At 59.1% G+C, this 21,081-nt stretch carries 18 protein-coding genes and 1 tRNA gene; 12 read left to right on the plus strand and 7 right to left on the minus strand.

The window, feature by feature from the left end; genetic code table 11:
* The first annotated feature begins 3 nt into the window (after window positions 1-3).
* From H6650_21660 to H6650_21700, 9 genes are all read left to right on the plus strand, one after another.
* Window positions 4-1,590 (plus strand): phosphoglycerate dehydrogenase, encoded by a 1,587-nt coding sequence (locus H6650_21660; GenBank protein ID MCB8954621.1) that lies wholly within the window; start codon window positions 4-6, stop codon window positions 1,588-1,590.
* Between the two features lie 118 nt (window positions 1,591-1,708).
* Window positions 1,709-2,914, plus strand: coding sequence for a glycosyltransferase family 4 protein (locus tag H6650_21665; GenBank protein ID MCB8954622.1), 1,206 nt, complete (start codon window positions 1,709-1,711; stop codon window positions 2,912-2,914).
* Window positions 2,911-4,005, plus strand: coding sequence for a glycosyltransferase (locus tag H6650_21670; GenBank protein ID MCB8954623.1), 1,095 nt, complete (start codon window positions 2,911-2,913; stop codon window positions 4,003-4,005). The genes H6650_21665 and H6650_21670 overlap by 4 nt, the downstream gene beginning before the upstream one ends.
* A gap of 850 nt (window positions 4,006-4,855) precedes the next feature.
* The gene (locus H6650_21675; protein MCB8954624.1) at window positions 4,856-9,655 is read left to right on the plus strand and encodes a PQQ-dependent sugar dehydrogenase; all 4,800 of its coding nucleotides are present in this window, start codon (window positions 4,856-4,858) and stop codon (window positions 9,653-9,655) included.
* A 274-nt stretch (window positions 9,656-9,929) separates the two neighbouring features.
* Window positions 9,930-10,613, plus strand: a complete 684-nt coding sequence (locus tag H6650_21680; protein ID MCB8954625.1) for a DsbA family protein — start codon at window positions 9,930-9,932, stop codon at window positions 10,611-10,613.
* 10 nt (window positions 10,614-10,623) lie between these two features.
* On the plus strand, window positions 10,624-11,082 hold the full coding sequence (locus tag H6650_21685; GenBank protein MCB8954626.1) for a vitamin K epoxide reductase family protein: 459 nt from the start codon (window positions 10,624-10,626) through the stop codon (window positions 11,080-11,082).
* Between the two features lie 297 nt (window positions 11,083-11,379).
* A complete protein-coding gene (locus H6650_21690; GenBank protein ID MCB8954627.1) occupies window positions 11,380-11,775 on the plus strand; it encodes a CBS domain-containing protein in 396 nt (131 codons plus the stop codon).
* A 41-nt stretch (window positions 11,776-11,816) separates the two neighbouring features.
* Complete coding sequence (gene ald / locus H6650_21695; protein ID MCB8954628.1) at window positions 11,817-12,956, plus strand: alanine dehydrogenase; 1,140 nt, start codon at window positions 11,817-11,819, stop codon at window positions 12,954-12,956.
* Entirely contained in the window at window positions 12,953-14,248 is a 1,296-nt protein-coding gene (locus H6650_21700) for an acetyl-CoA hydrolase/transferase family protein (GenBank protein ID MCB8954629.1), read from the plus strand. The genes ald and H6650_21700 overlap by 4 nt, the downstream gene beginning before the upstream one ends.
* A gap of 165 nt (window positions 14,249-14,413) precedes the next feature.
* Here H6650_21700 and H6650_21705 read toward each other — a convergent pair whose 3' ends face one another.
* The 6 genes from H6650_21705 to rpmH all read right to left on the minus strand — a co-directional run bounded on the left by H6650_21705 (window position 14,414) and on the right by rpmH (window position 18,446).
* A complete protein-coding gene (locus H6650_21705; GenBank protein MCB8954630.1) occupies window positions 14,414-15,262 on the minus strand; it encodes a Jag N-terminal domain-containing protein in 849 nt (282 codons plus the stop codon).
* Window positions 15,263-15,289: 27 nt separating this feature from the next.
* Window positions 15,290-16,174, minus strand: a complete 885-nt coding sequence (gene yidC / locus H6650_21710; GenBank protein ID MCB8954631.1) for a membrane protein insertase YidC — start codon at window positions 16,172-16,174, stop codon at window positions 15,290-15,292.
* Between the two features lie 40 nt (window positions 16,175-16,214).
* The gene (locus H6650_21715; GenBank protein MCB8954632.1) at window positions 16,215-17,387 is read right to left on the minus strand and encodes a PQQ-like beta-propeller repeat protein; all 1,173 of its coding nucleotides are present in this window, start codon (window positions 17,385-17,387) and stop codon (window positions 16,215-16,217) included.
* 12 nt (window positions 17,388-17,399) lie between these two features.
* A complete protein-coding gene (yidD, locus tag H6650_21720) occupies window positions 17,400-17,609 on the minus strand; it encodes a membrane protein insertion efficiency factor YidD (GenBank protein MCB8954633.1) in 210 nt (69 codons plus the stop codon).
* A 215-nt stretch (window positions 17,610-17,824) separates the two neighbouring features.
* Window positions 17,825-18,172, minus strand: coding sequence for a ribonuclease P protein component (gene rnpA, locus H6650_21725; GenBank protein MCB8954634.1), 348 nt, complete (start codon window positions 18,170-18,172; stop codon window positions 17,825-17,827).
* Window positions 18,173-18,227: 55 nt separating this feature from the next.
* A complete protein-coding gene (gene rpmH / locus H6650_21730; GenBank protein ID MCB8954635.1) occupies window positions 18,228-18,446 on the minus strand; it encodes a 50S ribosomal protein L34 in 219 nt (72 codons plus the stop codon).
* Between the two features lie 200 nt (window positions 18,447-18,646).
* Here rpmH and H6650_21735 point away from each other — a divergent pair.
* Window positions 18,647-18,742: transfer RNA gene (locus tag H6650_21735), tRNA-Sec, on the plus strand.
* Window positions 18,743-19,041: 299 nt separating this feature from the next.
* Here H6650_21735 and H6650_21740 read toward each other — a convergent pair.
* On the minus strand, window positions 19,042-19,236 hold the full coding sequence (locus H6650_21740; GenBank protein ID MCB8954636.1) for a hypothetical protein: 195 nt from the start codon (window positions 19,234-19,236) through the stop codon (window positions 19,042-19,044).
* Between the two features lie 425 nt (window positions 19,237-19,661).
* On the opposite strand from H6650_21740, the gene H6650_21745 reads away from it, so the two are divergent.
* A complete protein-coding gene (locus H6650_21745) occupies window positions 19,662-20,399 on the plus strand; it encodes a class I SAM-dependent methyltransferase (GenBank protein MCB8954637.1) in 738 nt (245 codons plus the stop codon).
* Entirely contained in the window at window positions 20,396-21,070 is a 675-nt protein-coding gene (locus H6650_21750; GenBank protein ID MCB8954638.1) for a hypothetical protein, read from the plus strand. Before H6650_21745 ends, H6650_21750 begins: the two co-directional genes overlap by 4 nt.
* The last annotated feature ends 11 nt before the right edge of the window (window positions 21,071-21,081 follow it).

The following is a 21,081-nucleotide window of genomic DNA, read 5'->3' on the forward strand; positions in this document are numbered from 1 at the left end:
TCCATGTATCGTATCTTGATAGCGGATAAATTAGGTCAGGCGGGGATTGATCGCCTGAATGAAGCAGAAGATGTATCGTATGATTTGCGCGCGGGGGTCAGCAAGGAGGACCTGCTGGCGATTATGCCGGCATACGACGCGCTCATTGTGCGTAGTGGGACGAAGGTGGATGCGGATTTGTTAAATGCCGGCATCAACCTCAAAGTCGTCGGTCGTGCCGGCATTGGTGTAGACAACATCGACGTCAAAACCGCCACCGCCCGCGGCATCATCGTCATGAACACCCCTCGCGCCAATGCCATCGCTACCGCCGAGCACGCCATGACCCTCATGCTCGCCGTCAGCCGCCACATCGCCCCCGCCCACGCCTCCCTCCTCGCCGGCCAATGGGAACGCTCCCACTTCACCGGCACGGAACTCCACGGCAAAACCCTGGGCATCATTGGCTTTGGCAATATTGGCCGCCTCGTCGCCAGGCGCGCACAGGCCTTCGGCATGGACGTCATCGCCTACGACCCCTACGTCTCCGAAGCCGTGGCCCACGAAATGGACGTGACCCTCTTGGACCTGGAAGACCTGCTGCCCCAGGCGGACTACATCACCCTGCACGCCAGCAGCACCGCCGAAACACAGCAAATCATCAGCGCCACGGCCATTGACCAGATGAAAGAGGGCGCCGTCCTCATCAACGGCGCACGCGGCAAACTGGTGGACGAAGCCGCCCTTGCCGCCGCCCTCCGTGATGGCAGGCTAAAAGCCGCCGCCATTGACGTGTACAGCAGCGAACCACCTCCCCCGGACCACCCCCTTATCGGCCTGCCCAACGTGCTGCACACCCCACACCTGGGAGCCAGCACGCAAGAAGCACAAAAAGCCGTGGCCGTGGAAATGGTGGACCAGGTGCTGGACGCCTTGCGCGGCAATGGCATCCGCAATGCCGTGAACATGCCCTTCAGTGTAGGACCAGGCTTCGAGAAACTGGCCCCCTACATGGCCCTGGCAACCACGCTGGGCGTCTTGCAATACCACCTGGCCGACGCCCCTATCCGGCGTCTGGAGGTGGAAGTGCAGGCGGAACGTAGCGAGGAATTGGTGCGCCCGGTGGCTTCCGCCCTGCTCATGGGCGTGCTGCGGCAATTTGTAGATGGTCCCGTCAACTATGTCAATGCGCCGGTGCTGGCGGAAACGCACGACATCACGATTTCCGAATCGCATGGTCTGGGCCATACGGATTACGCCAACCTGATTTATTGCCGCGCCCACACGGAGGTGGGGCAACGCACGCTGGCCGGCGTCCTCTTTGGCGGGCGCGATCCCCGTCTGGTTCAGGTGGATGATTATCACCTGGATGCCAACCCCATGGGCACGGTCCTCATTCTGCGGAACCGTGACGTGCCCGGCGTGATCGGCCAGGTGGGCACGATCCTGGCGGCGTACAATGTGAACATCGGTGAATGGCGCATGGGACGCTTTACACCGGGCGGTGACGCGCTTTCCTTCATCAATCTGGACGCGACGCCCCCTTCTCAGGTGTTGGATGCGTTGGAAAAAGTGCCGGCAATCACCCAGGTCAAACTACTAAATTTGTAAGTCCCTCACAACTACGCCAGGAACGCCGTTTCTCAACGGAACGGCGTTCCTCAACCCCGGTTAGCCATTCAACAATTCCCCAATTCACCCATTAACGATTCTCCCCCCTGCTTTTTCAATGCGCGTCCTATTGGTCAACAAATTCCTGCACCCCGTGGGTGGCAGCGAAACAGTTTTTTTCAACGAATGGCGCTGGCTAGAAGAAGCGGGGCATGAGGTCATTCCCTTCGGTATGACCCACCCGCGCAATGTGGACAGTCCCTACCACCTTTTCTGGACGCCAACCATCAGTTACGACCAACCCACGCCGGCACAGCTTCTCTCCCTGATCTGGTCCGCGCCCGCCGCGCGCCAGATCAGCCGCCTCATCGCCCACACCCGCCCCGACGTGGCCCATCTGCATAACGTTTACCACCAGTTGTCGCCATCGATTATCGCTGTTTTGCGTCGTGCCGGCATTCCCATCCTCCTCACCCTGCACGACTACAAACTCATCTGCCCCAACTACCGCCTCTACACCCGGCAACAACCCTGCACCCGCTGCGTCGGCTCCCACCCCTGGCACGCCCTGCGCCATCGCTGCCTCAACGCATCCCTTCCCGCCAGCGGATTGGCGGCATTGGAGACGGCGCTGCACCACGCCCTGCGGGCCTACGTCGCCGTAGACCGCTTCATCGCCCCCAGCCGGTTCATGAAAGAGATGATGACGCGCGGCGGTTGGGCCGCCACGCGCATCACCGTGCTGCCCCACGCCATCGAGCCGCCGCGCCCCGCGCCCACCCCCAGAACAGACCCAACCATCCTCTTTGCCGGGCGTCTGGTGGCCGAAAAAGGGATCGAACTACTCCTGGCGGCGGCGGCGCGGTTGCCGCACATCCCCTTTTGCCTGGCCGGCTCAGGACCGCTGCGCCGGCGCGCCGACGATACCCCGGCAAACGTCACCTGGCTGGGACAACGCACGCCAGACGAACTGGCGGCGGCGTACGCGGCGGCGCGCGCCGTCGTCATCCCCTCGCGCTGGTACGAGGTATTCGGCATGAGCGCGCTGGAGGCCATGAGCCACGGCGTACCCGTAGTCGCCAGCGACATCGGCGGGTTGCCGGAAGTGGTCACACACGAAGAAACGGGGCTGCTGGTCCCGCCGGACGATCTGGCGGCGCTGGTGGCGGCGATCTCCCGCCTGTGGCACGATCCGCCAATGGCGGCACGCCTGGGTGAGGCGGCGCGGCAGCGAGTGCGGCAGCGCCACGCGCCCGCCGCGCACATGGCCGCGCTGCTGGCGCTCTTTGCCCAGGCGCGTACCCCGCAGGAGCAACCGGCGTGAACGTGGCCATCCTCGGCATTCGCGGCATTCCCGCCCACTATGGTGGGTTTGAGACGTGCGTGGACTATACGAGCCGGCTGCTGGCACAGGCCGGCATAGCCGTCACCGTCTACAACCGCAGCCAACATTTCCAGACACATCCCCCCAATTACGCGGGCGTGCGGCTGCGCTACGTGCCCCGCCCCCAACCCACCTTTCTACACACCATCGGGCACAGCCTCCGCTGCGCCCGCGCCATGTCCACCGAGGATTTCCAACTGGTCCACCTCTATGGCGTGGGCAATGCTTTTGCCATTCCCGCGCTGCGTCGCGGCGGGCGCAAGCTGGTCATATCCGTGGACGCCGAAGATTGGGCGCGCGACAAGTGGGGCGTGGTGGGGCGCAACTATTTGCTGCTGGCCGCTCGTTTCGCCGTGCGCACCGCCGACCGCATTATTGTCGATTCGCGGGCAATTGGCGACCTCTACCGGCAGCAGTTCCATGCCGGCAGCGTCTTTGTCCCTTACGGCGCGGAAACCATCCCCAACGAGGGCCAGGAATGGCTGCGACGGTTTCAGCTAGAACCGGGACGCTATCACCTCTTTGTGGGGCGGCTGACGCCGGAGAAACGCCCCCATCAACTCATCACCGCCTACCGCCACGTTCGCAGTGATATGCCGCTGGTGATCGTCGGCGACGATCCCTACGACAAAGGCTATTTCGCCCGACTTCAGGCGGCGGCCGATGAACGGGTGCGCTTCGTGGGCACGGTGTACGACGATGGCTTCCACCAGCTTTGCCACCACTGCTATCTCTATCTGACCGCGTCGGCTATCGAAGGAACGTCCCCGGCGCTGCTGCAAGCCATGGGGCAGGGCGCCGCCGTGCTGGTGAACGGTATCCCCGCGAATCGAGAAACGGTGGGCGCGGCGGGGTTTACGTATGATGCCGGCAATATCGACGATCTACGCCATCAGTGGCAAACGCTGATAAACGATCCGGCACGTGTGGCGGCGGCGCGGCAGGCCGCCGTGACCCGCGTGCGCCGGCATTACACGTGGGAAATCGTCACGGCGCAGTTGATCGCGCTCTACCGCGCTGTGCTGAGTTGACGCATTTTGCGCGAATTCTCGCCGAATTCCTATTGCACAAACACACAAACAGCTTACAATCGTAGCCTTGATTGCTCGCGACACTCTCGTTATCACACCGCTGCCTTTGCTCAATGGAATTCTGTTCTAGGTCCGGGCGCACCGTCAATTGCGGTCGGAATTTTTCATGAGTGTTGAGGAGTGGCGAACTAACAATCTGGTGACTATTCACGACCACCTTCCCGGAAGCGATTTTGATGCGTAATGAGTTGAATGACGAGACGCTTCGGGCTTGAAATCGGGTTTCCGGGAAGATTCTCCTGGTACACATACCCCTGGGGCTGAATAGTCGCATAATCTGCGCATAGGAAATCTGAGAGGTCTTCATGACCTGCCTCGGGTCTGGCGAAATCCATATGTGGTGATCGGCGTCGAGGTTTCAGCCAAACCCCAGATGTGGGGCCGGCTGGAACCACCGCCCCAAAACGCCAGGGGCCTGGACCCGACGGATTTGTTCCGTTTTTTCGCGGCCAATCTCCAGAAGATTCTCTCGTTATTACGGGCATCATGCGCATGGCGCATAGGAAATGGCAAAGGGTGTGTTTCAGATGGGTTGCTCAGGCTGCCCGCGCCGTAGGACAATTTGCCTAAATTGTCCCTTCACGGCGGAGGACAATTCAGCGAATTGTCCTACAGCAAGCAACAGTCAACTGAAATGAAACACACCCAAGGCAAAACAGGCATTTGAAGCCAGCGCGGCGAGTCGTCCCGTACAGAGTGCTGTACTAGAGTTGGTTTCCGCGGTGTCGTTCCGGTGGGGAGCGCACACCACACTGCCAGGAATATCAGAAGGCCTTGTGGAGGGTTCTTGATGAACGACGTTCTAGTTGATCGCACCAGGATATTCAGTCCTGCCGTCAAACTCATTGCTCTATCAACCGTTGTTCTGCTGGCAACGATAGTTTTCACCAATCGCTTTTTGCGGATGGATGCTTCGGCCAATCCGCCGCCCGGGTTTTATGGGCAAACGTTGCTGACGGGGCTGGTTGAACCCACTTCGCTGGACTTCACGCCGGACGGACGCATGTTTATTGTGGAACGTGCCGGCAAAGTCCTCATCCTACAACCCGGCGCGGTCGTTGTTGATCCCCAACCCCTGCTCATCCTGGACAACGTTGATCCGAACCTGATCACGGGTGGTCAGGGCGTCATCACCATTCTCGTTGATCCCGATTTCAGCAGCAACGGCTACATCTACCTCTTCTACTCCGCTCTCGCCCCCCAGCGTGACCGCGTTTCCCGTTTCACCGTAGTGGGCAATACAGCCGATCCAGGCAGCGAACTCATCATCTGGGAGGACAAATCAGACCGGGGCCGCGCCCACCTGGGCGGCGGTCTGGCGTTTGGTCCTGATGGCTACTTCTACATTTCCACGGGCGACCATCACGACAACCTCCCCGGCCCTTTCCACACCTCGCAGCGGCTGGACACTCTACGCGGCAAAATTCTGCGCATCGACCTGGATCCCCTGACACCGGGGAACAGCGCCCCCGATTGCTACGATCCCGGCACGGGCACAATCGTCAACTACTCCATTCCCCCGGACAACCCATTTAATGATGGCCCAGGAGGGAACTGCGACGAAGTGTGGGCACGTGGTTTGCGTAACCCATTCCGCATCAGTTTTGACGAACTCACCGGGCGACTGTACATCGGCGACGTTGGCGGCAACGTGGCTGCCACCGCCTTTGAGGAGCTAAATCTGGGGCAGGTCGGCGCGAATTACGGCTGGCCCTTATGCGAGGGAAGCTGCCCCAACGAACCGGATACGATTCATCCCATCTTCACTTATTCCCACTTCCCCCCCGGCGAAACGGTCGCCCGCGACGCCTCCATTACGGGCGGTTTCGTTTATCGCGGCACGCAATTTCCCGAAGAGTTCCGCGGCGCCTACTTCTTTGCTGACTACGCGCAAAACTGGATTCGTTACCTCTCCATGGACGATCAGGGCAACATCCTGGGCGAACTCCCCTTTGAACCATACGATGGATCGCTGGATGGGCCGTATGGGGACATTGTGGACATGAAAATGGGGCCGGATGGGGCCATTTATTACGTAGACATCGGCCTCAGTTTGGGCAATATCGGCGTCAATAGTCCAACTGCCGGCAAAGTACACAAACTTTCCTACGTATTAGGCAACCAGGTCCCCGTGATCACCGATCTAAACGTGGGACCAACACAGGCTATTACCGCTCCCCTCACCGTCGATTTTGGCGTCACGGCCTATGATCCCGAAGGAGATCCCCTGACCTATAGTTGGAACCTGGGAGACGGAACAACCGTAAACGTGCCCACGACCACGCACACCTACACCGAGAAAGGTGTCTACGAAGCGCGCGTGGCCGTGTATGATGGCACAAACGTCGCCCTCTCCGATCCCGTCGAGATTCTGATCGGCAGCGCGCCTGTGGTGACGATTGACATGCCCGCGCCCCATTCGCTGTTCCGCGCCAATGAGGTGATCACGTTTACGGGCACGGCTACGGACAGCGACGGCATCATTACGGCGGAGAACTTCTCCTGGAACGTCACCTTCCTGCACGAAGGACATGTCCACCCGGTGGAAGGCCCGATCAACGGCGTGACCACGGCCTCCTTCATCGTGCCCTACGATGGTCACTCCTTCTTCGACTACACCGCCTTCCGCATTGAGTTGACGGTGACGGACGCGGACGGCATCGCCACGCAGGAATCGGTCATTATCGACCCGGACAAGGTGAATATCACGCTGGCAACGGACCCACCCGGCCTGATTTTAACGTTGGACAACGAGGTGCTGCCCTCGCCTTTCACCCGCGACACCTTGATCGGCTTTGAACATCGCATTACGGCGGACGCGACGCAGTTGGTGGACAACACGCTATATGAATTTGCCGGCTGGTCGGATGGGGGCGATATGTCCCACTACATCTACGCGCCGATTACGGACACGACGTATACGGCGGTGTATCAGGTGGCTACGTGCAATGACGTGCTTGCCGGCACGGTCTATCGAGACTTCAACGCCAACGGTATCCAGGGAACAGCGGAGCCGGGGGTGGCGGGCATCACGGTCACGGCGTATGATGCAGCGGGAGCCAACATCAGCACGGTCACGGACGCAAACGGCGATTACTCGTTGGGCATCACCAACGGGGAGCAGGTGCGCCTGGAGTTCAGCGACTTGCCGCCCGGTTTTGTGACGGGGCCGGCGGGCGATGGCTCCAATACAACGGTCAGTTTTGTCACGAGTCCGCGATGCAGCGTGAATTTGGGGGTGAATGTGCCGGCACAATTCTGTCAGGTACAACCCCCGGATATTGCCACCACCCAGTTCATCGTCGGCGGACAAAGCGGCGTGGAAGTGATGAGCAATACCGTTCTCAGCTTCCCGTACAGTGCCGGCATGCAGCGCGCCGCCGTCCAGTTCTATGGTCCGCTGCCCTACGACGACCCCGCCTACACCACATTAGCGAAAACATACCAGACGGGCAGCGTCTATGGTCTCGCGTACCAGCGCGAAAGCAACACCCTGTTCGCCAGCGCCTACATGAAGCGGCACGCGGGCTTTGGTCCGGGGGATACGGGCGGCATCTACCAGATCAATCGTGACACAGGCCAGGCGAGTTTACTGGCAAACCTGAACGTGATTGGTGGATATGCCGGCAGCAACCCCCACCCCATCGGCACCAACTGGCAAAGAGAAAACGCCGCCTCCTGGGATGCCGTGGGCAAAACCGCCTTTGGCGACATGGACATCAGCGAAGACGGCAAATCGCTATGGCTGATAAACCTGCGCGACAAGCGGCTCTATAACGTCTACGTAGGCATCCCCCCGCAGCAGCCCACCGCCGCCAACGTCACCCGCTACGCCGTCGACGTGGCCCCGCCCCAATGCAATACGGGCGGACCACCCAACTACGACAATCTGCGTCATTTTGGCCTCGGCGTACACGATGGCCGCATCTACGTCGGCTCCACCTGCACCGCCCAGACCACGGGCGACCCTAACGACCTGTACGCCTACGTCTCCTCCTTCGATCCGGCCCACCCGGAAAACGGCTTCACGCTGGAACTTGGCTTCCCCCTCAACTACCCCCGCGGCTGCGTTTTTAACTTCCAGAACAACTGCTCCGACGCGGAATGGGGGCCGTGGACGACCTCCTTTAGCGTTAACCCACACGGGTCGGCCATCGGCTATCTCGCCGCCTACGATCCACAACCCGTGTTGTCCAACATCGAATTTGATGGCGCGGGCCACATGTTCCTGGGCATCCGCGACCGCTTTGGCGACCTGATGGGCTATTACACACAGCCCCCAAACGGCGGCCAGGTGCGGCTCAATGGGGATGCGGCAGGCGACATCCTGGTGGCCTGCCAGGTGAATGGAACCTGGACGCTGGAGGACAATGCCGCCTGCGGCGATCTGGGTCCGTCCCCCAGCCCGCCGGGAACGGGACCGGGCAATCCGGGCGGTGAGTTCTTCTACAATGATAATCAGCAGTCCACGCGCACGGAATTGGGACTGGGGAGTGTGTTGTATGTGCCGGGCACGGCCTATCTGATTGCCGGCATTTCCGATCCAGTGCCCTTTGTGCAGCAACCCGCCTACTCGTCGAATGCGTGGGATGCCGGCATTCGCTGGCTCAACACATCTGACGGCAGCGCCGCCCGCGATTACCGCATCTACGACACCAACGGCGGCACGGGACTGACCGACGACCTGCCCACCTTCGGCCACGCCAACGGCCTCGGCGACCTGGAAGCCCTTTGTAATCCCGCGCCCATTGAGTTGGGCAACCGCGTCTGGTACGACGCCGACCGCGATGGCCTGCAAGACCCAGACGAACCGGGAATCGCCAATGTAAGCATTGTTCTGTTCGACGTGGCGCGGCAAACCATCGTGGGCGTCACCACCACGGACGAAAGTGGCGAATACAAATTCAACCGCGCCAACGTGTTCATGAATGGGGCCACGGGCATCGAGCGCAACAAAACCTATGTCATCCTGATCGACGCCAATGATTTCCGGCCTGAGGGCTACGCGCCTGCCGGCATTCTCTTCGGCCTGATCCCCACCGTCGCCAACGCCGGTCCAGACCACATCGACTCTGACGGGGTTCCCATAGGCTCCAGCATCGGCATTTCCCTGGTCACCGGCGGCAGCGGCAGCAACGACCACACCCATGACTTCGGCTTCACCGACCCCGAACCGACCCCCACGCCCTCCCCAACTCCCACGGACACCGCCACGCCCACGATGACGCCAACGCCCACGTTGACGCCCACCGTCACGCCTACGTTCACCCCCACCCTCACGCCCACGCCCACGTTGACGCCCACCGTCACCCCCACCCCGACAGACACATCCACGCCCACCCCGACGGACACACCCACCCCGACGCCGACGGACACACCCACGTCCACCCCGACGGATACACCTACCCCGACGAACACACCCACCCCGACGGATACGCCTACGCCGCTGCCGCCTACCCCGACGCCGACGGACACACCCACCCCGACGCCGACGGATACACCCACGCCCACGCCAACCATGCAGGCCCCCATTATCCGACCAACGCGGCACTGGTATTATCAAAAGAGCGCGGGCAGTTACGCCTTCTAACAGAGGTGCGACGCACTGCCGGAGTGCGTCGCACCTTTGAAAACGCTTTGATATAATGCTCTCGGCTTGACCAAAGAGCTTGATGGTCATTCGCGGCTGCCGCAGAGTATTTCCTTCCGCTCTATCCCTTCCGCTTAATGACAAAAGTCAGGCGCGAGCCGTTACTTTGAGCATTTTTGAAAGCTTGTGGTTCAGGTAGACTTGACCACAAACAGGGCAGTTGCTTGCCTGACAAGATTCTGCCCTGCATCATTCCCAACCTGTTAGGAGAATAATGAGAAAGCAAGCAAAACCCATTCGTCGTGTACAACAGAAAAAAAAGACCAACTGGCTGATGATTGCGGGCGGAACCGTACTGGGAGCCGTCATCATGTTTGGCGCTTTGTATCTGGCGCTACGCGAACCCCCAACGCAATCGCTGGCGGCTTACTGTGAAGCCAATCCCGAGCGGTGCGAAGTATTGGGGTCCAGCGAGGCCCCTGTTAGCGTGGTTGAAGTCTCCGATTATGGCTGTCCCCACTGCCGCGACTTCAATCTGGATAAGGCGACCCCATTGGAAGGACAATATGTGAGCAATGGCACGGCAAAATGGGTTGTTGTTCCGTTTGCTTTGGACGATATTCGCCAGCCGGCGGCGGAAGCGGCGATGTGCGCGGGCGACCAGGGTAAGTTTTTTGAGTATCACCGTGCCTTGTTTGAGCTGCAAGACACGACGTTGGCCTTTACGCGGGATGGTTATTTGAGCGCGGCACAGAGCGTGAGCATACCGGATATGGATGCATTTACCCAATGCATGGACTCGCGGGAATACCGCGGCATTGTGCGCGACAACCGCAGCGCCGCCTCGCTGGCCGGCGTCTCCGGTACGCCTACTTTCTTCATCAACGACGTCAAAGTTGAAGGCAACCAACCGTTGAATGTCTTCCAACAGCGCATTGAAGAAAGCGCCACGAACTAGGAAGCCTCCTATGTACACGGAACAATGGCAGGCTCGCCTTATTCAACTCCTGTCCGTTTTTGGTATGTTTGTCGCCTTCTACTTGCTGCTTTACCACAGCGGCAACCTCATTGCCGTTTGTCCGGTCAGCGGTATTGAGGATTGCGGCAAGGTCAGCGGACCGGGTGCACCGTATGCCTCCATCGGCCCTATTCCCGTCGCGTTGATTGGCTTGCTGGGGTATGCCGGCATTTTCCTCGTCACCTGGCTGAAAGATTGGTGGCCCTGGCTGCAAGAAAACCTGGCCCCGTTGCTTCTCAGCCTGACGGGGCTTGCGCTTCTCTTCTCACTGGGTCTGACGGCCCTGGAAGTATTCGTCATTCACGCTATCTGTCGTTACTGCGTTGTATCGGCGGTCAACGTCACGATCATGTTTATCCTGGCGCTGCTGTTCCTACGCAGCGAACTTCGGGATGAGGCGGACATGTAAGACCCTTCGATTGATTGGCTCAGATTGGTTCAGCCCACCCGGTTGAACCAATCTCCACGGCCCGGCAATGGCCTTCGCGCAACCTCCAGGCTGCTCCAGGCCAACGGGGAGACATGAACCAGCAAATCAACAACAACCCCCTTCGCGGGCGATGTTGTGCCCCCTGCCAGGGATGGCGGGGCGCTTCTTCACCCGTTTTTGCTCGCGCCTGCGTCAAAGCCTTTGCAATGCCGGCACGCGGCTCCCCACACCACTTTCCGAGGAAAGACCATGAAACAAGAACTTGTCAAGAACTGGATGAACAGCAATGTTATCACAATCAGCCCGGACACAGCGCTACCTGACGCGCACCGGTTGATGACGGAGAACCGCATTCGCCGCCTGCCCGTTTTGGACAATGGCAAACTGGTAGGCATTGTCACCCTGGGCGACGTGCGCGAGGCGGAACCTTCCAATGCCACGTCCCTGAGCATCTGGGAGCTAAACTACTTGCTCAGCCGTTTGCCCATCGCCGAGATTATGACGGAAGCGCCGCAGACCGTGGGGCAAGATGCCACCGTGGGCGAAGCGGCACATATCATGATGACGCATAAAGTGAGCGGGCTTCCGGTGGTAGATAATGCCGGCATCATCGTAGGCATCATCACCGAATCCGACATCTTCCGCATGGTAGCTCAGGAGTGGCAATCGTAGCCGGAATGCCGGCATACGACATCCCTCAAAGAGGAATAAACATGGAATTTGGCGTTCCCAAAGAAGTACGCGACCTGGAAATGCGCGTCGGCCTGACCCCCGCCGGCGTGTTGGCCCTCGTCCAGGCAGGCCACACCGTCTACATAGAGCGCGACGCGGGCGCGGGCGCAGGCTTCAGCGACATCCACTATCTGCGCTCAGGAGCCAGAATCGTCTACTCCGCCGCCGAAGCCTATGGGCGCGCGGACGTGCTGGTAAAAGTCACGCGCCCCACCGCGCAAGAACACGCATTGTTTCGTCACGGACAGACCATCCTCTCCTTCTTCCACCTGCCGGTTGCCTCTCCCGACCTCTACCAGGCGTTGGTTGAGCGGGAAATAACAGCCGTTGCCTTCGAAATGATCGGCGAAAGCGATGGATTCCGCCCCATACTCTACCCCATGAGCGAAATTGCCGGCCGCCTCGCGCCCGTCATCGCCGGGCAACTCCTGATGAGTACCAACGGCGGTCGCGGTACGCTGCTCAGCGGCATTCCCGGCGTACCGCCGGCGGCGGTCGTCATCCTCGGCGCGGGCACGCTGGGATTAAACGCCGCCCGCGCTTTCCTGGGATTGGGGGCCCAGGTGACGGTGCTGGACCAGGATTTACGCAAATTGCAGCATTTGGATGAGCTGCTTGCCGGCAAAATCACCACCATGCTCTCCAACGAATACACCTTGGGGCGGGTGGTGGACTTCGCCGACGTCCTCGTCGGCTGCATCCTCACCCCCGGTCGCCGCGCTCCCATCCTCATTACCCGGCAAATGGTGCGGCAAATGCGCCCCGGCTCCGTGATCATTGACTTCTCCATCGACCAGGGCGGCTGCGTCGAAACCAGTCGCCCGACGACCCTGCGCGTCCCCACCTTTGTCGTGGAGGAGACCATTCATTACTGCGTCCCGAACCTGACCGCCTCGGTGTCCCGCACAACCAGCTACGCCATCACCAATGCCGCGCTCCCCTTTCTCTTGAAAATCGGAGAATATGGGCTGCCCAACGTGTTCGCAGAGGCGCCCGCCCTGCTCGACGGCGTAAACATCTACGAAGGCAAATTGGCTAACGTGGACCTGGCTACCGCCCTGGGTAAACCGGTGGAAGTCGATTTATCTGGCTATCGGCCCATAGGAAGGACGCGATCATGAAATGGGAAGAAATATACCGCCGCAAAGTCACCGATGCTGACAACGCCGTGGCGCGTATTCGCTCGGGAAGCCGTATCTATCTTGGCGGAGGCGCGGGCGTGCCCAAAGTGCTAATTGATGCCATGGTTCGTCGCGCCGACGAACTGCGCGACGTCGAAATCACGCACATTCTCACCTTCGCCGACGCCCCTTATGTCAAGCCGGAATACAATGATGCGTTTCGCGTCAATGCGCTCTTCATTGGCCACAATGTACGCAAAGCCGTGCAGCAAGGGCGCGCCGACTTCACGCCCGTGTTCCTTTCGGAGATTCCGGGGCTGTTCCGCAACGGGCAGCTACCGATAGACGTAGCCCTGATCTCCCTCTCCCCGCCGGACGAGCATGGCTTCTGCAGCTTTGGCGTGGAAGTGGGCACGACGAAGCCTGCCGCCGAATCAGCGCGCGTCATTGTGGCCGAAATCAATCGGCAAATGCCCCGCTGCCTGGGAGATAGCTTTATTCACGTCAGCCGCCTACACCACATTGTGGAGGTGGATTACCCCCTGCCGGAAGCGCCGCAAGGAGGCAGTTCAACGTTACATATGCAGGTGGGCGAGCATATTGCCGGCATGATCCCCGACGGCGCCACGCTGCAAATGGGTATCGGCAGCATCCCCGACGCCGTTCTGAAAAATCTCACCCACCACAAAGACCTGGGCATCCACACGGAACTGTTCTCCGATGGCGTCGTCGATGCCGTAGACTCCGGCATCATCACCTGCGCCCGCAAGAACTTCCATCCGGGCAAAATCATCGTCGGCTTCCTCTTTGGAACCAATCGCCTTTATGAGTTTGTGGATAACAACCCGATCATTGAACTCCACCCCACCGACTACGTCAACGACCCCTTCAACATCGCCCGCAATGAAAAAATGGTCGCCATCAATTCCGCCCTGGAAGTAGACCTGACCGGGCAGGTCTGCGCGGACTCGATTGGCCCCAAAATCTACAGCGGCGCGGGCGGACAGGTGGACTTCATCCGTGGCGCGGCCCGCTCCAAAGGCGGGCTACCCATCATCGCCTGCATGGCCACCGCGAAGGATGATACTCTCACCCGCATCGTGCCCATGCTCAAGCAAGGCGCGGGTGTCGTCACCACGCGCAACGACGTGCATTACGTGGTCACGGAGTTTGGCGTCGCCTCGCTCTACGGCAAAAGTGTACGCCAGCGCGCCCAAGAATTGATCAACGTGGCTCACCCCAAGTTCCGCGATGAGTTGAAATACGCGGCCCATGAACTGGGCTACCTGTAGCGTAACTGCCAGGGCAGATTGGACCAATTTTCTCTCTCCAGAGAGAGTAAGTAGTTGCCCTGTAGCAACAAAAAAGTGCGACGCATTGTAACAATACGTCGCACCCAATCACAGAAACAAGCGACGCGCGTCAAACGTGCGTCGCTTCTGTTTTTGCGTCTTTTTCTATTTCTCTAGCAAAATGCGGACGCGCCGGCCTCTACCCTCGCCGGTGCTTTCCGTGTAGACCCCATCGAAATCGCGCAGCGCCATATGAATCGCACGCCGCTCACTGGGCGACATTGGCTCCAAAGTGACGGGGCGACCCCGTTTCAGGGCTTTGCGCGCCATGCGCTCCGCCAGACGGGCCAGCGCCTGGGCGCGTCGCTCGCGGAATCCCTCCACGTCCACAACAAAGTTAACGCGCCGCTTGAGTTGATGGGCCGTCATCAGGCGCGTGATGTACTGCATGGCATCAAGCGTCTCGCCACGCGAGCCGATCAAGGCGCGCAGGTCGCGTCCACGCAAATCAATGATGTTCACGCGATGCCCAGTCACGTCATCAGGTTCCGAGAGGTGCGTTTCGATTGTTGCCTCAACCTGCAACTTGCGCAGCAGCGTCTGCCAGATCTGCGCGGCGGCCTCTGCCTCACCCTGCAACATCTCATCCGAATCCATCGCGACGATGGTGTCGTCCTCCGCATCCTCTCCCTCGTCCTCCTCCATGACGGGAAGCGGCGCTGGCGCTGGGGTCTGTCTCGCCGGCGCGGGGGGAGGCGGCGGTTTGGGCGTAGGCGCTGCCTTGGGCGTAGGCGCTGCTTTGGGCGGCTGGGGAACCGCGGCAGCTTGCGGCGTCTTCAGCCGCAACCGCACGTGCGCGTCACGTCGCCCTAGTCCTAATAGCCCCCGACTCCCTTCGTCCAAAACCTCAATAGTCACCTGTTCGCGGCTGACGCCGAGCTGCGCAATTCCACGCGCAATCGCGGCCTCTACATCTGCCCCTGTTATTTCAATTATTCCGCTTTTTGCTGACATGATTCACTCCGATTAACCAGGCCCCTTCTATTTCTTTGCTGAACGTCGCTTTCGTTTTGCTTGCGATCCGCTGCTTTTGCTGGCACGTGCTGGTGGCGCTTCCGGTTTGCTTTTGGGCATTTCCTGAGGAGTCGGCGCGGGTTCCTGGAAAGCCGCAACGGGCGTCGGCGCGGGTGATGCAGCCATCTGTCGACGCGCATAGTAACCCATGGCCACGCCGATCAGGCTGGTCAGAATCCAGTAAATGGAAAGCCCGGCGGGGAATTGCAAGGACATCACGCCGAACATGATGGGCATGGTGTATTGCATGGACTGGGTCATTCCCGCCATGGGATTTTCTTCCTGTTGTTGCTTTTTGCTCTTGTTCTTGTCGGCCGCGGATTGGGCAGGGGTAAGAACTTTTTGGCTGAAGTAGGAGCTGATGAAGACAAGTGCCGGCAAAATCAACAACGGGTCCGGTTGCGCCAGATTCAGCCAGCCAACTTTGTTCGTAATCGGCAGCAGCGACGCCAGATTAACGCCGCCATAAACACGCCCCGTTAACTCCAGCAACGACTGCGGTGTCGATCCCAAAATGATAAGAATCGCGCGATACAGCCCGATCAGGATGGGCATCTGCAGCAACAGCGGCAGACATCCCGCCAGGCTTTCCGCGGGATTGTAGCCAATCCGCTTAAACTCCTCCTGCATTTTCTGCGGATTATCCCGGTACTTCTTCTGAATCTCCTGAATCCGCGGTTGCAGCGCCTGCATCTTCATACTCGTGCGCTGCTGGCGAATTTGCGTGGGCAATGTCGCTAACCGGATCACAATCGTAAAAACGGCAATCGCCAGGAAGAAGTTATTACCCAGGAAATCATACAGCCATAGCAGGGCGTTGATCATGGGGTTGATAATTACAGTGTCGAACATGGAAATTCAGTCCGTATGTCTGGTAACCGCGCCAACTGACCTAATTTTGAGCGGCAAGCGCCGACGGTGTCAAAGGGGAACCAACAGGTCTACCCGTGGAAAGGTCATACATAAACACTAAACCTGCTGTGCCATTCATGACCACCACGAGCTTTTCATCAGCGACAACGGGGGTGGCAAAAATACGTGCCGGCGTCCGCTCCCGCCACAACTCGCTGCCATCAGCCGTGTTAAGAGCCAACAGCGTACCCTGGCGGGTCTCTACATCACCGACCTTGTCGGCGGCGGCAAAGATTACTGCATCATTGACGACAACAGGGGACGCCTGCACTTCACCCAGATCGGTGTTCGTCTTTGACCAGAGGACATCTCCCGTTTCCGCATCCAGCGCATACAGATTGCCTTCCAGGTCAGCCTCGTAGACAACCCCATCCGCCAACGTGGGACCAGACCAGGCCCAGCCGCCTGTATCCACACTCCATCGCTCTTCCCCTGTTGCCAGGTCAACAGCGTGCAGCTTGTTATCAAACGTCCCCAGATACAGCAAATCGCTGCCCACGGCGGGCGTATTGATAATCGAACCACCAAAGCTCATTTCCCATTTTTGCGCGCCCGTTTCCGCATCGAGTGCGTACAATTTCTTATCCAATGACACCACGTAGAGCGTGCCATCCTGGAAGACGGGCTGTGCCCAAATGCTGTGTCCGGCTTCAAAGCGCCATAACTCCGCGCCATTGGTGGCATCAATAGCCAGCAGGAAATTGTCCGCCGTGCCGATGTAGACGACATCATTTACCTGCAACGGCGGGGCGACGATGCGGTCGCGGGCCAACGTATCACTGGACCAGAGCAGGGTTGGCGTGCCACCATCTCCGGTTTCCAGAGCATAGATGGTTACTCTCACACCGGGGGAAAAGAAACTGCCAGGGGCGCCATAATCGCCGATAACGATACGGCTATTTTCTACGGATGGAGCGGCATAATAGCTGATGCGCGCTTCTGTTTCCGTGGGGAAGTTCCATAGCTCCGTGCCGGCAGCGATGTCAAAAGCAGCCACGCCCGCACCATAGGCCACGTAGACCACATTCTCTTGCACTGTGATGCCGGGCCAGTTAGCATTGGCGATCAAGCCGCTGCAGGCTGAAAGAATGACAGCCGCTATGATGAAAAGAATGATCGCTGGCTGTCTGCGCAGCCGTTTTTCAGTGTACAAAGGGCATCTCCATCAAGGCACCGGATCGTACCCACCAGGATTAAATGGATGGCAACGCAGAATACGTCGAACCGCCATATAACCGCCCTTCATAGCTCCGTATTTCTGGATTGCTTCGTAGCCGTAGTGGGAGCAAGATGGCGTAAACCGACAACTGGGGGGTAACGCCCGAGAGAGCGTATTTTGATACAGTTTAATGAGAAAAAGGAGAATTTGCTTCATGAGAACACACACGTTTGCGCCGCCTGGAGACGTCTTCTGCCGGCAATTTGCCATGAAAACCGCACCTTAGTGGCTGTCCATGATAGCTTGTCAGTAACCGTCCGTAAAAAGTGTGAAGTTATTTTCGGACGGTTACTTGGCCACTGTCCGAAAAGTAACTCGTGCCCCTCACGGATCGCTACTCATGCCGTTGCCATGCGCTTTTGCGCGAAGCTTCAACCACCATCGGATTTTAACATGCGTGCGCGTTGCAACAACTGCAAGACCGCGGCTTCTACCTCTGCAAAGGTAGCGGCAGGCGTTTCACGGCGAGCTATCAACAGGCAATCCCAGCCCGGCTGAATCTGGGGCAGATGCAAACGCACCGCTTCGCGCAACAGACGCCTGGCCCGATTGCGGACGACTGCATTGCCCACATGATGGCTGGCGGAAAACCCAAAACGGCTCACCGTCTCATCATTGGCATGAAACAACAAGACAGCCAGCGGATGCCGCCGACTTTGGCCTGCCCGCCGCACCCGTTCAATGTCGCGCGTGTGGCGCAAATGGTAACGTTTATGCATCCTGACAAGCGGGCTGCCGCCGAACCACGCCCACGGCTCACCATGTGCGTCCGTATCAGCCGCCTGCTCGCTTCACGTTGCGATAACTGACGGCCTTGTTGCCGTTCCAATTCACGCGCTTCACGTGTTCGTTCATGGTCACGGAAAGGCTACGACGACCACGAGAGCGACGTCGCTTGAGGACAGTGCGTCCGCCGCTGGTACTCATGCGGGCGCGGAACCCGTGGACACGTTTGCGGCGGCGAATCTTTGGTTGATAAGTACGTTTGGTCATAGCTGGCAAATCTCCAAAAAAAATAAGGGCATTGCGCCCTGTTGATGACTCAAGATTACTCAAGTTACCGCTTTGTGGCAACAGCATTCAGTACCAACAAACGGCATTTCATTATACCGGAGGGCAGGATGACGGTCAAGTCGCGTGAAGGGGTTGGGAGTTGTCGCGGATGCGTTCATTCGTTATAGTTTACGCATCCGGGGAGTGGTTGTGTCCTGGTGGATGCCCTGGTCTTCAAAACCAGTGGCCGGTTGCGCCGAGCAAGCGGCGGTGGGTTCGACTCCCATCCACTCCCGCCTACTTCTAACCATAGCGGACTCATCGTCCATGTGCATCGCACTATCTCAGAACGGGACGAGGGACGTTGCACGCCGCTGCTGGATAAAAAAACGGGGATTGAAAATCGAGGGCTCGATTCTCAATCCCCTTTCTCCCGCTTATGGCCGAAAAAAAATACGTAACTATTCACGTCTCCGAGAGATTGGACCAATTTTGTAGACATCAATAAGATTCAACCAGAGCAAATTGGTCCAATCTGGGCAGATGACCTGTATAGTCACAAAAATACAATGACGGATAGATCAGTGTGCTGCGGTTAACCGTCACCACCACCTGTGATGCCGCCACAATTGTTGGCTGAACCAGCACCAGGATCACAGGCGATCACCAGGGTCGGAGCGGCTTCGTTGTGTTCATGCGCCTGCGCTGCCGCCCGCTGCATGGCGGGAAACATCAGCATCAATGCCAGCCAGGTCAACAACAGAATACGATTAATTTTGTTATGGTTCATTGCACTATTCCCCTTTCCTCTGGATTTCCCCTCTGGCTGCGCCAAGACAGGCTCCTGGAGGCTCTTGGGAAGTTGCAATTGATGAAGCGAGCTTATCGCAAAACAAGCCGATCCGATCTTCAACCCTTGCACTTTCCCGCGACTGATGAATCATTCTTGCGGTGATCTGTGTCAGGGAGAGGGCCGTTTGCTTTGCGAACCGTCCGTTCCTGTTGCCCGACGCTAGAATCGCCCGCCGTTTGAGATGCCGGCATTCTAAAAGCCGACGATGCTCGAAATTTGGCGGGGTCCTGCGCCGGATTGCGGGCTTCTGCTTCCTGCTGCTCCTGGTTGCTTCTTATGTTCGATTCTTGTCAGATTTTGCGTCTTTTAGCTTTATTCACTCAATTTCCTCACGGCATGTCTGCCGTGACCAACCAACAGCCATGCTCACACTGGACCAACAAAACGCCCTGCGCGACCAATATCGTCGCCAACGCCCCAACTGGCAGCCGGCGACCGAGCAGTACGCCACCCTGGTACGCACCCATTTGCCGCGCGCCGGACGCCTGCTGGACCTGGGCTGCGGGCGCGGCGGCCTGGTAGAACAGTTGGCGCATCCGCTGCCACAAATAATCGGCATCGATCCTGACCTGGCTTCGCTGCGCGAGCACCGCCTGCCGCAAATGCCCCGCGCCGTCGCCGATAGCTACCATCTGCCGCTACCATCCGGCTGCGCGACCTGCGCTACGGCCAGTTGGGTGCTGGAACACATGGCGCAACCGGCGCGGGATCTGCGCGAAATCGCCCGCGTGCTACAACCAGGCGGGTGTTTCATCTTTGTCACGCCCAACAAGCGACACCCGTTGATTGCGCTCAACCGCCTGCTGGGGCGGATCTCCGGGTTGCAGCAGCAACTGGTTGGCGCGCTCTACGGACGGGCGGCAGCAGACACTTTCCCTGCCTTTTATCGCGCAAACACGGCTGACGATCTGGCGCGATTAGCCACCCAGGCGGGGATGCGTCTGGTTACGCTATTGACGATTGCTGATCCAAGTTATTGGGGATTTATGCCGGCACTTTTCCCCCTCATGTGCCGCCTCGAAGAACGTCTCCCCCCCTCCATCCAACTCCACCTCGTCGGCATCATGCAACGCCCAACTCAAGGAACGCCCACCACATGAACCTGCTTGGCCCCCTTTTCGCCTTCGTCTTCATCAACGACCACAAACGCTTCCTGGGCATCCGTCGCAGCCATCTGATTCGCCTGCTGCCCCTGGGGTTGGGTCTGCTGGCCTACGCCCTCAACCGCGCCGTTGCCCTGCTACTCATTGGCCTGTTTCTCACCCTGCTCCTCTACCTCTTCTGGAGACAGGTGCGCCGTTCTGGCTACACACGCTTCCGTCCCGATGGCGAACCGGCCCCCACGGAAAAGCAGCAACTGCCCAACGAACAGCGCATTGACATGCGTGCCACGGGCGTTTTCAGCATTGTAGACCGCGAAGACCACATGTTTCTACGCACCGCGCAGATGTGGCGCGTACCCATCGGCGACTACGCCATCATGGTCGCCATCGCCCCCAAGCGATACCGGTACGAGTTCCTCAACCGCGGCGATTTAGAGCAGATTGAATCAGGCCATCTACTGTTTGGTTCCCACCCGCTACCCACGCTGGCCATCACCTTTGGCTCCACCTGGGGGCCGCGCTACGCGCAATACCAACGCGCCTACTACGTCCATCCCGACGAGTCACCGCCCCCCATGCGCAAGACGATTTACCTCACATTCGCGGACGAGGAAACCCGGCGGCGCGTCTGGCAGAGCTTGCTGACGGACGTGCCCCCCGGCGCGTAGGGGAGGGTCAG

The organism is Ardenticatenales bacterium (genome assembly GCA_020634515.1).
In the GTDB taxonomy this organism is placed as follows: domain Bacteria; phylum Chloroflexota; class Anaerolineae; order Promineifilales; family Promineifilaceae; genus JAGVTM01.

Excerpts from the sequence above, each read along its gene's own strand:
- H6650_21660 (MCB8954621.1), top strand. The coding sequence starts at position 4 with ATGTATCGTATCTTGATAGCGGATAAATTAGGTCAGGCGGGGATTGAT.
- H6650_21665 (MCB8954622.1), top strand. The coding sequence starts at position 1,709 with ATGCGCGTCCTATTGGTCAACAAATTCCTGCACCCCGTGGGTGGCAGC.
- H6650_21675 (MCB8954624.1), top strand. The coding sequence starts at position 4,856 with ATGAACGACGTTCTAGTTGATCGCACCAGGATATTCAGTCCTGCCGTC.
- H6650_21680 (MCB8954625.1), top strand. The coding sequence starts at position 9,930 with ATGAGAAAGCAAGCAAAACCCATTCGTCGTGTACAACAGAAAAAAAAG.
- H6650_21685 (MCB8954626.1), top strand. The coding sequence starts at position 10,624 with ATGTACACGGAACAATGGCAGGCTCGCCTTATTCAACTCCTGTCCGTT.
- H6650_21690 (MCB8954627.1), top strand. The coding sequence starts at position 11,380 with ATGAACAGCAATGTTATCACAATCAGCCCGGACACAGCGCTACCTGAC.
- ald (MCB8954628.1), top strand. The coding sequence starts at position 11,817 with ATGGAATTTGGCGTTCCCAAAGAAGTACGCGACCTGGAAATGCGCGTC.
- H6650_21700 (MCB8954629.1), top strand. The coding sequence starts at position 12,953 with ATGAAATGGGAAGAAATATACCGCCGCAAAGTCACCGATGCTGACAAC.
- H6650_21705 (MCB8954630.1), bottom strand. The coding sequence starts at position 15,262 with ATGTCAGCAAAAAGCGGAATAATTGAAATAACAGGGGCAGATGTAGAG.
- yidC (MCB8954631.1), bottom strand. The coding sequence starts at position 16,174 with ATGTTCGACACTGTAATTATCAACCCCATGATCAACGCCCTGCTATGG.
- yidD (MCB8954633.1), bottom strand. The coding sequence starts at position 17,609 with ATGAAGCAAATTCTCCTTTTTCTCATTAAACTGTATCAAAATACGCTC.
- rnpA (MCB8954634.1), bottom strand. The coding sequence starts at position 18,172 with ATGCATAAACGTTACCATTTGCGCCACACGCGCGACATTGAACGGGTG.
- rpmH (MCB8954635.1), bottom strand. The coding sequence starts at position 18,446 with ATGACCAAACGTACTTATCAACCAAAGATTCGCCGCCGCAAACGTGTC.
- H6650_21740 (MCB8954636.1), bottom strand. The coding sequence starts at position 19,236 with ATGAACCATAACAAAATTAATCGTATTCTGTTGTTGACCTGGCTGGCA.
- H6650_21745 (MCB8954637.1), top strand. The coding sequence starts at position 19,662 with ATGCTCACACTGGACCAACAAAACGCCCTGCGCGACCAATATCGTCGC.
- H6650_21750 (MCB8954638.1), top strand. The coding sequence starts at position 20,396 with ATGAACCTGCTTGGCCCCCTTTTCGCCTTCGTCTTCATCAACGACCAC.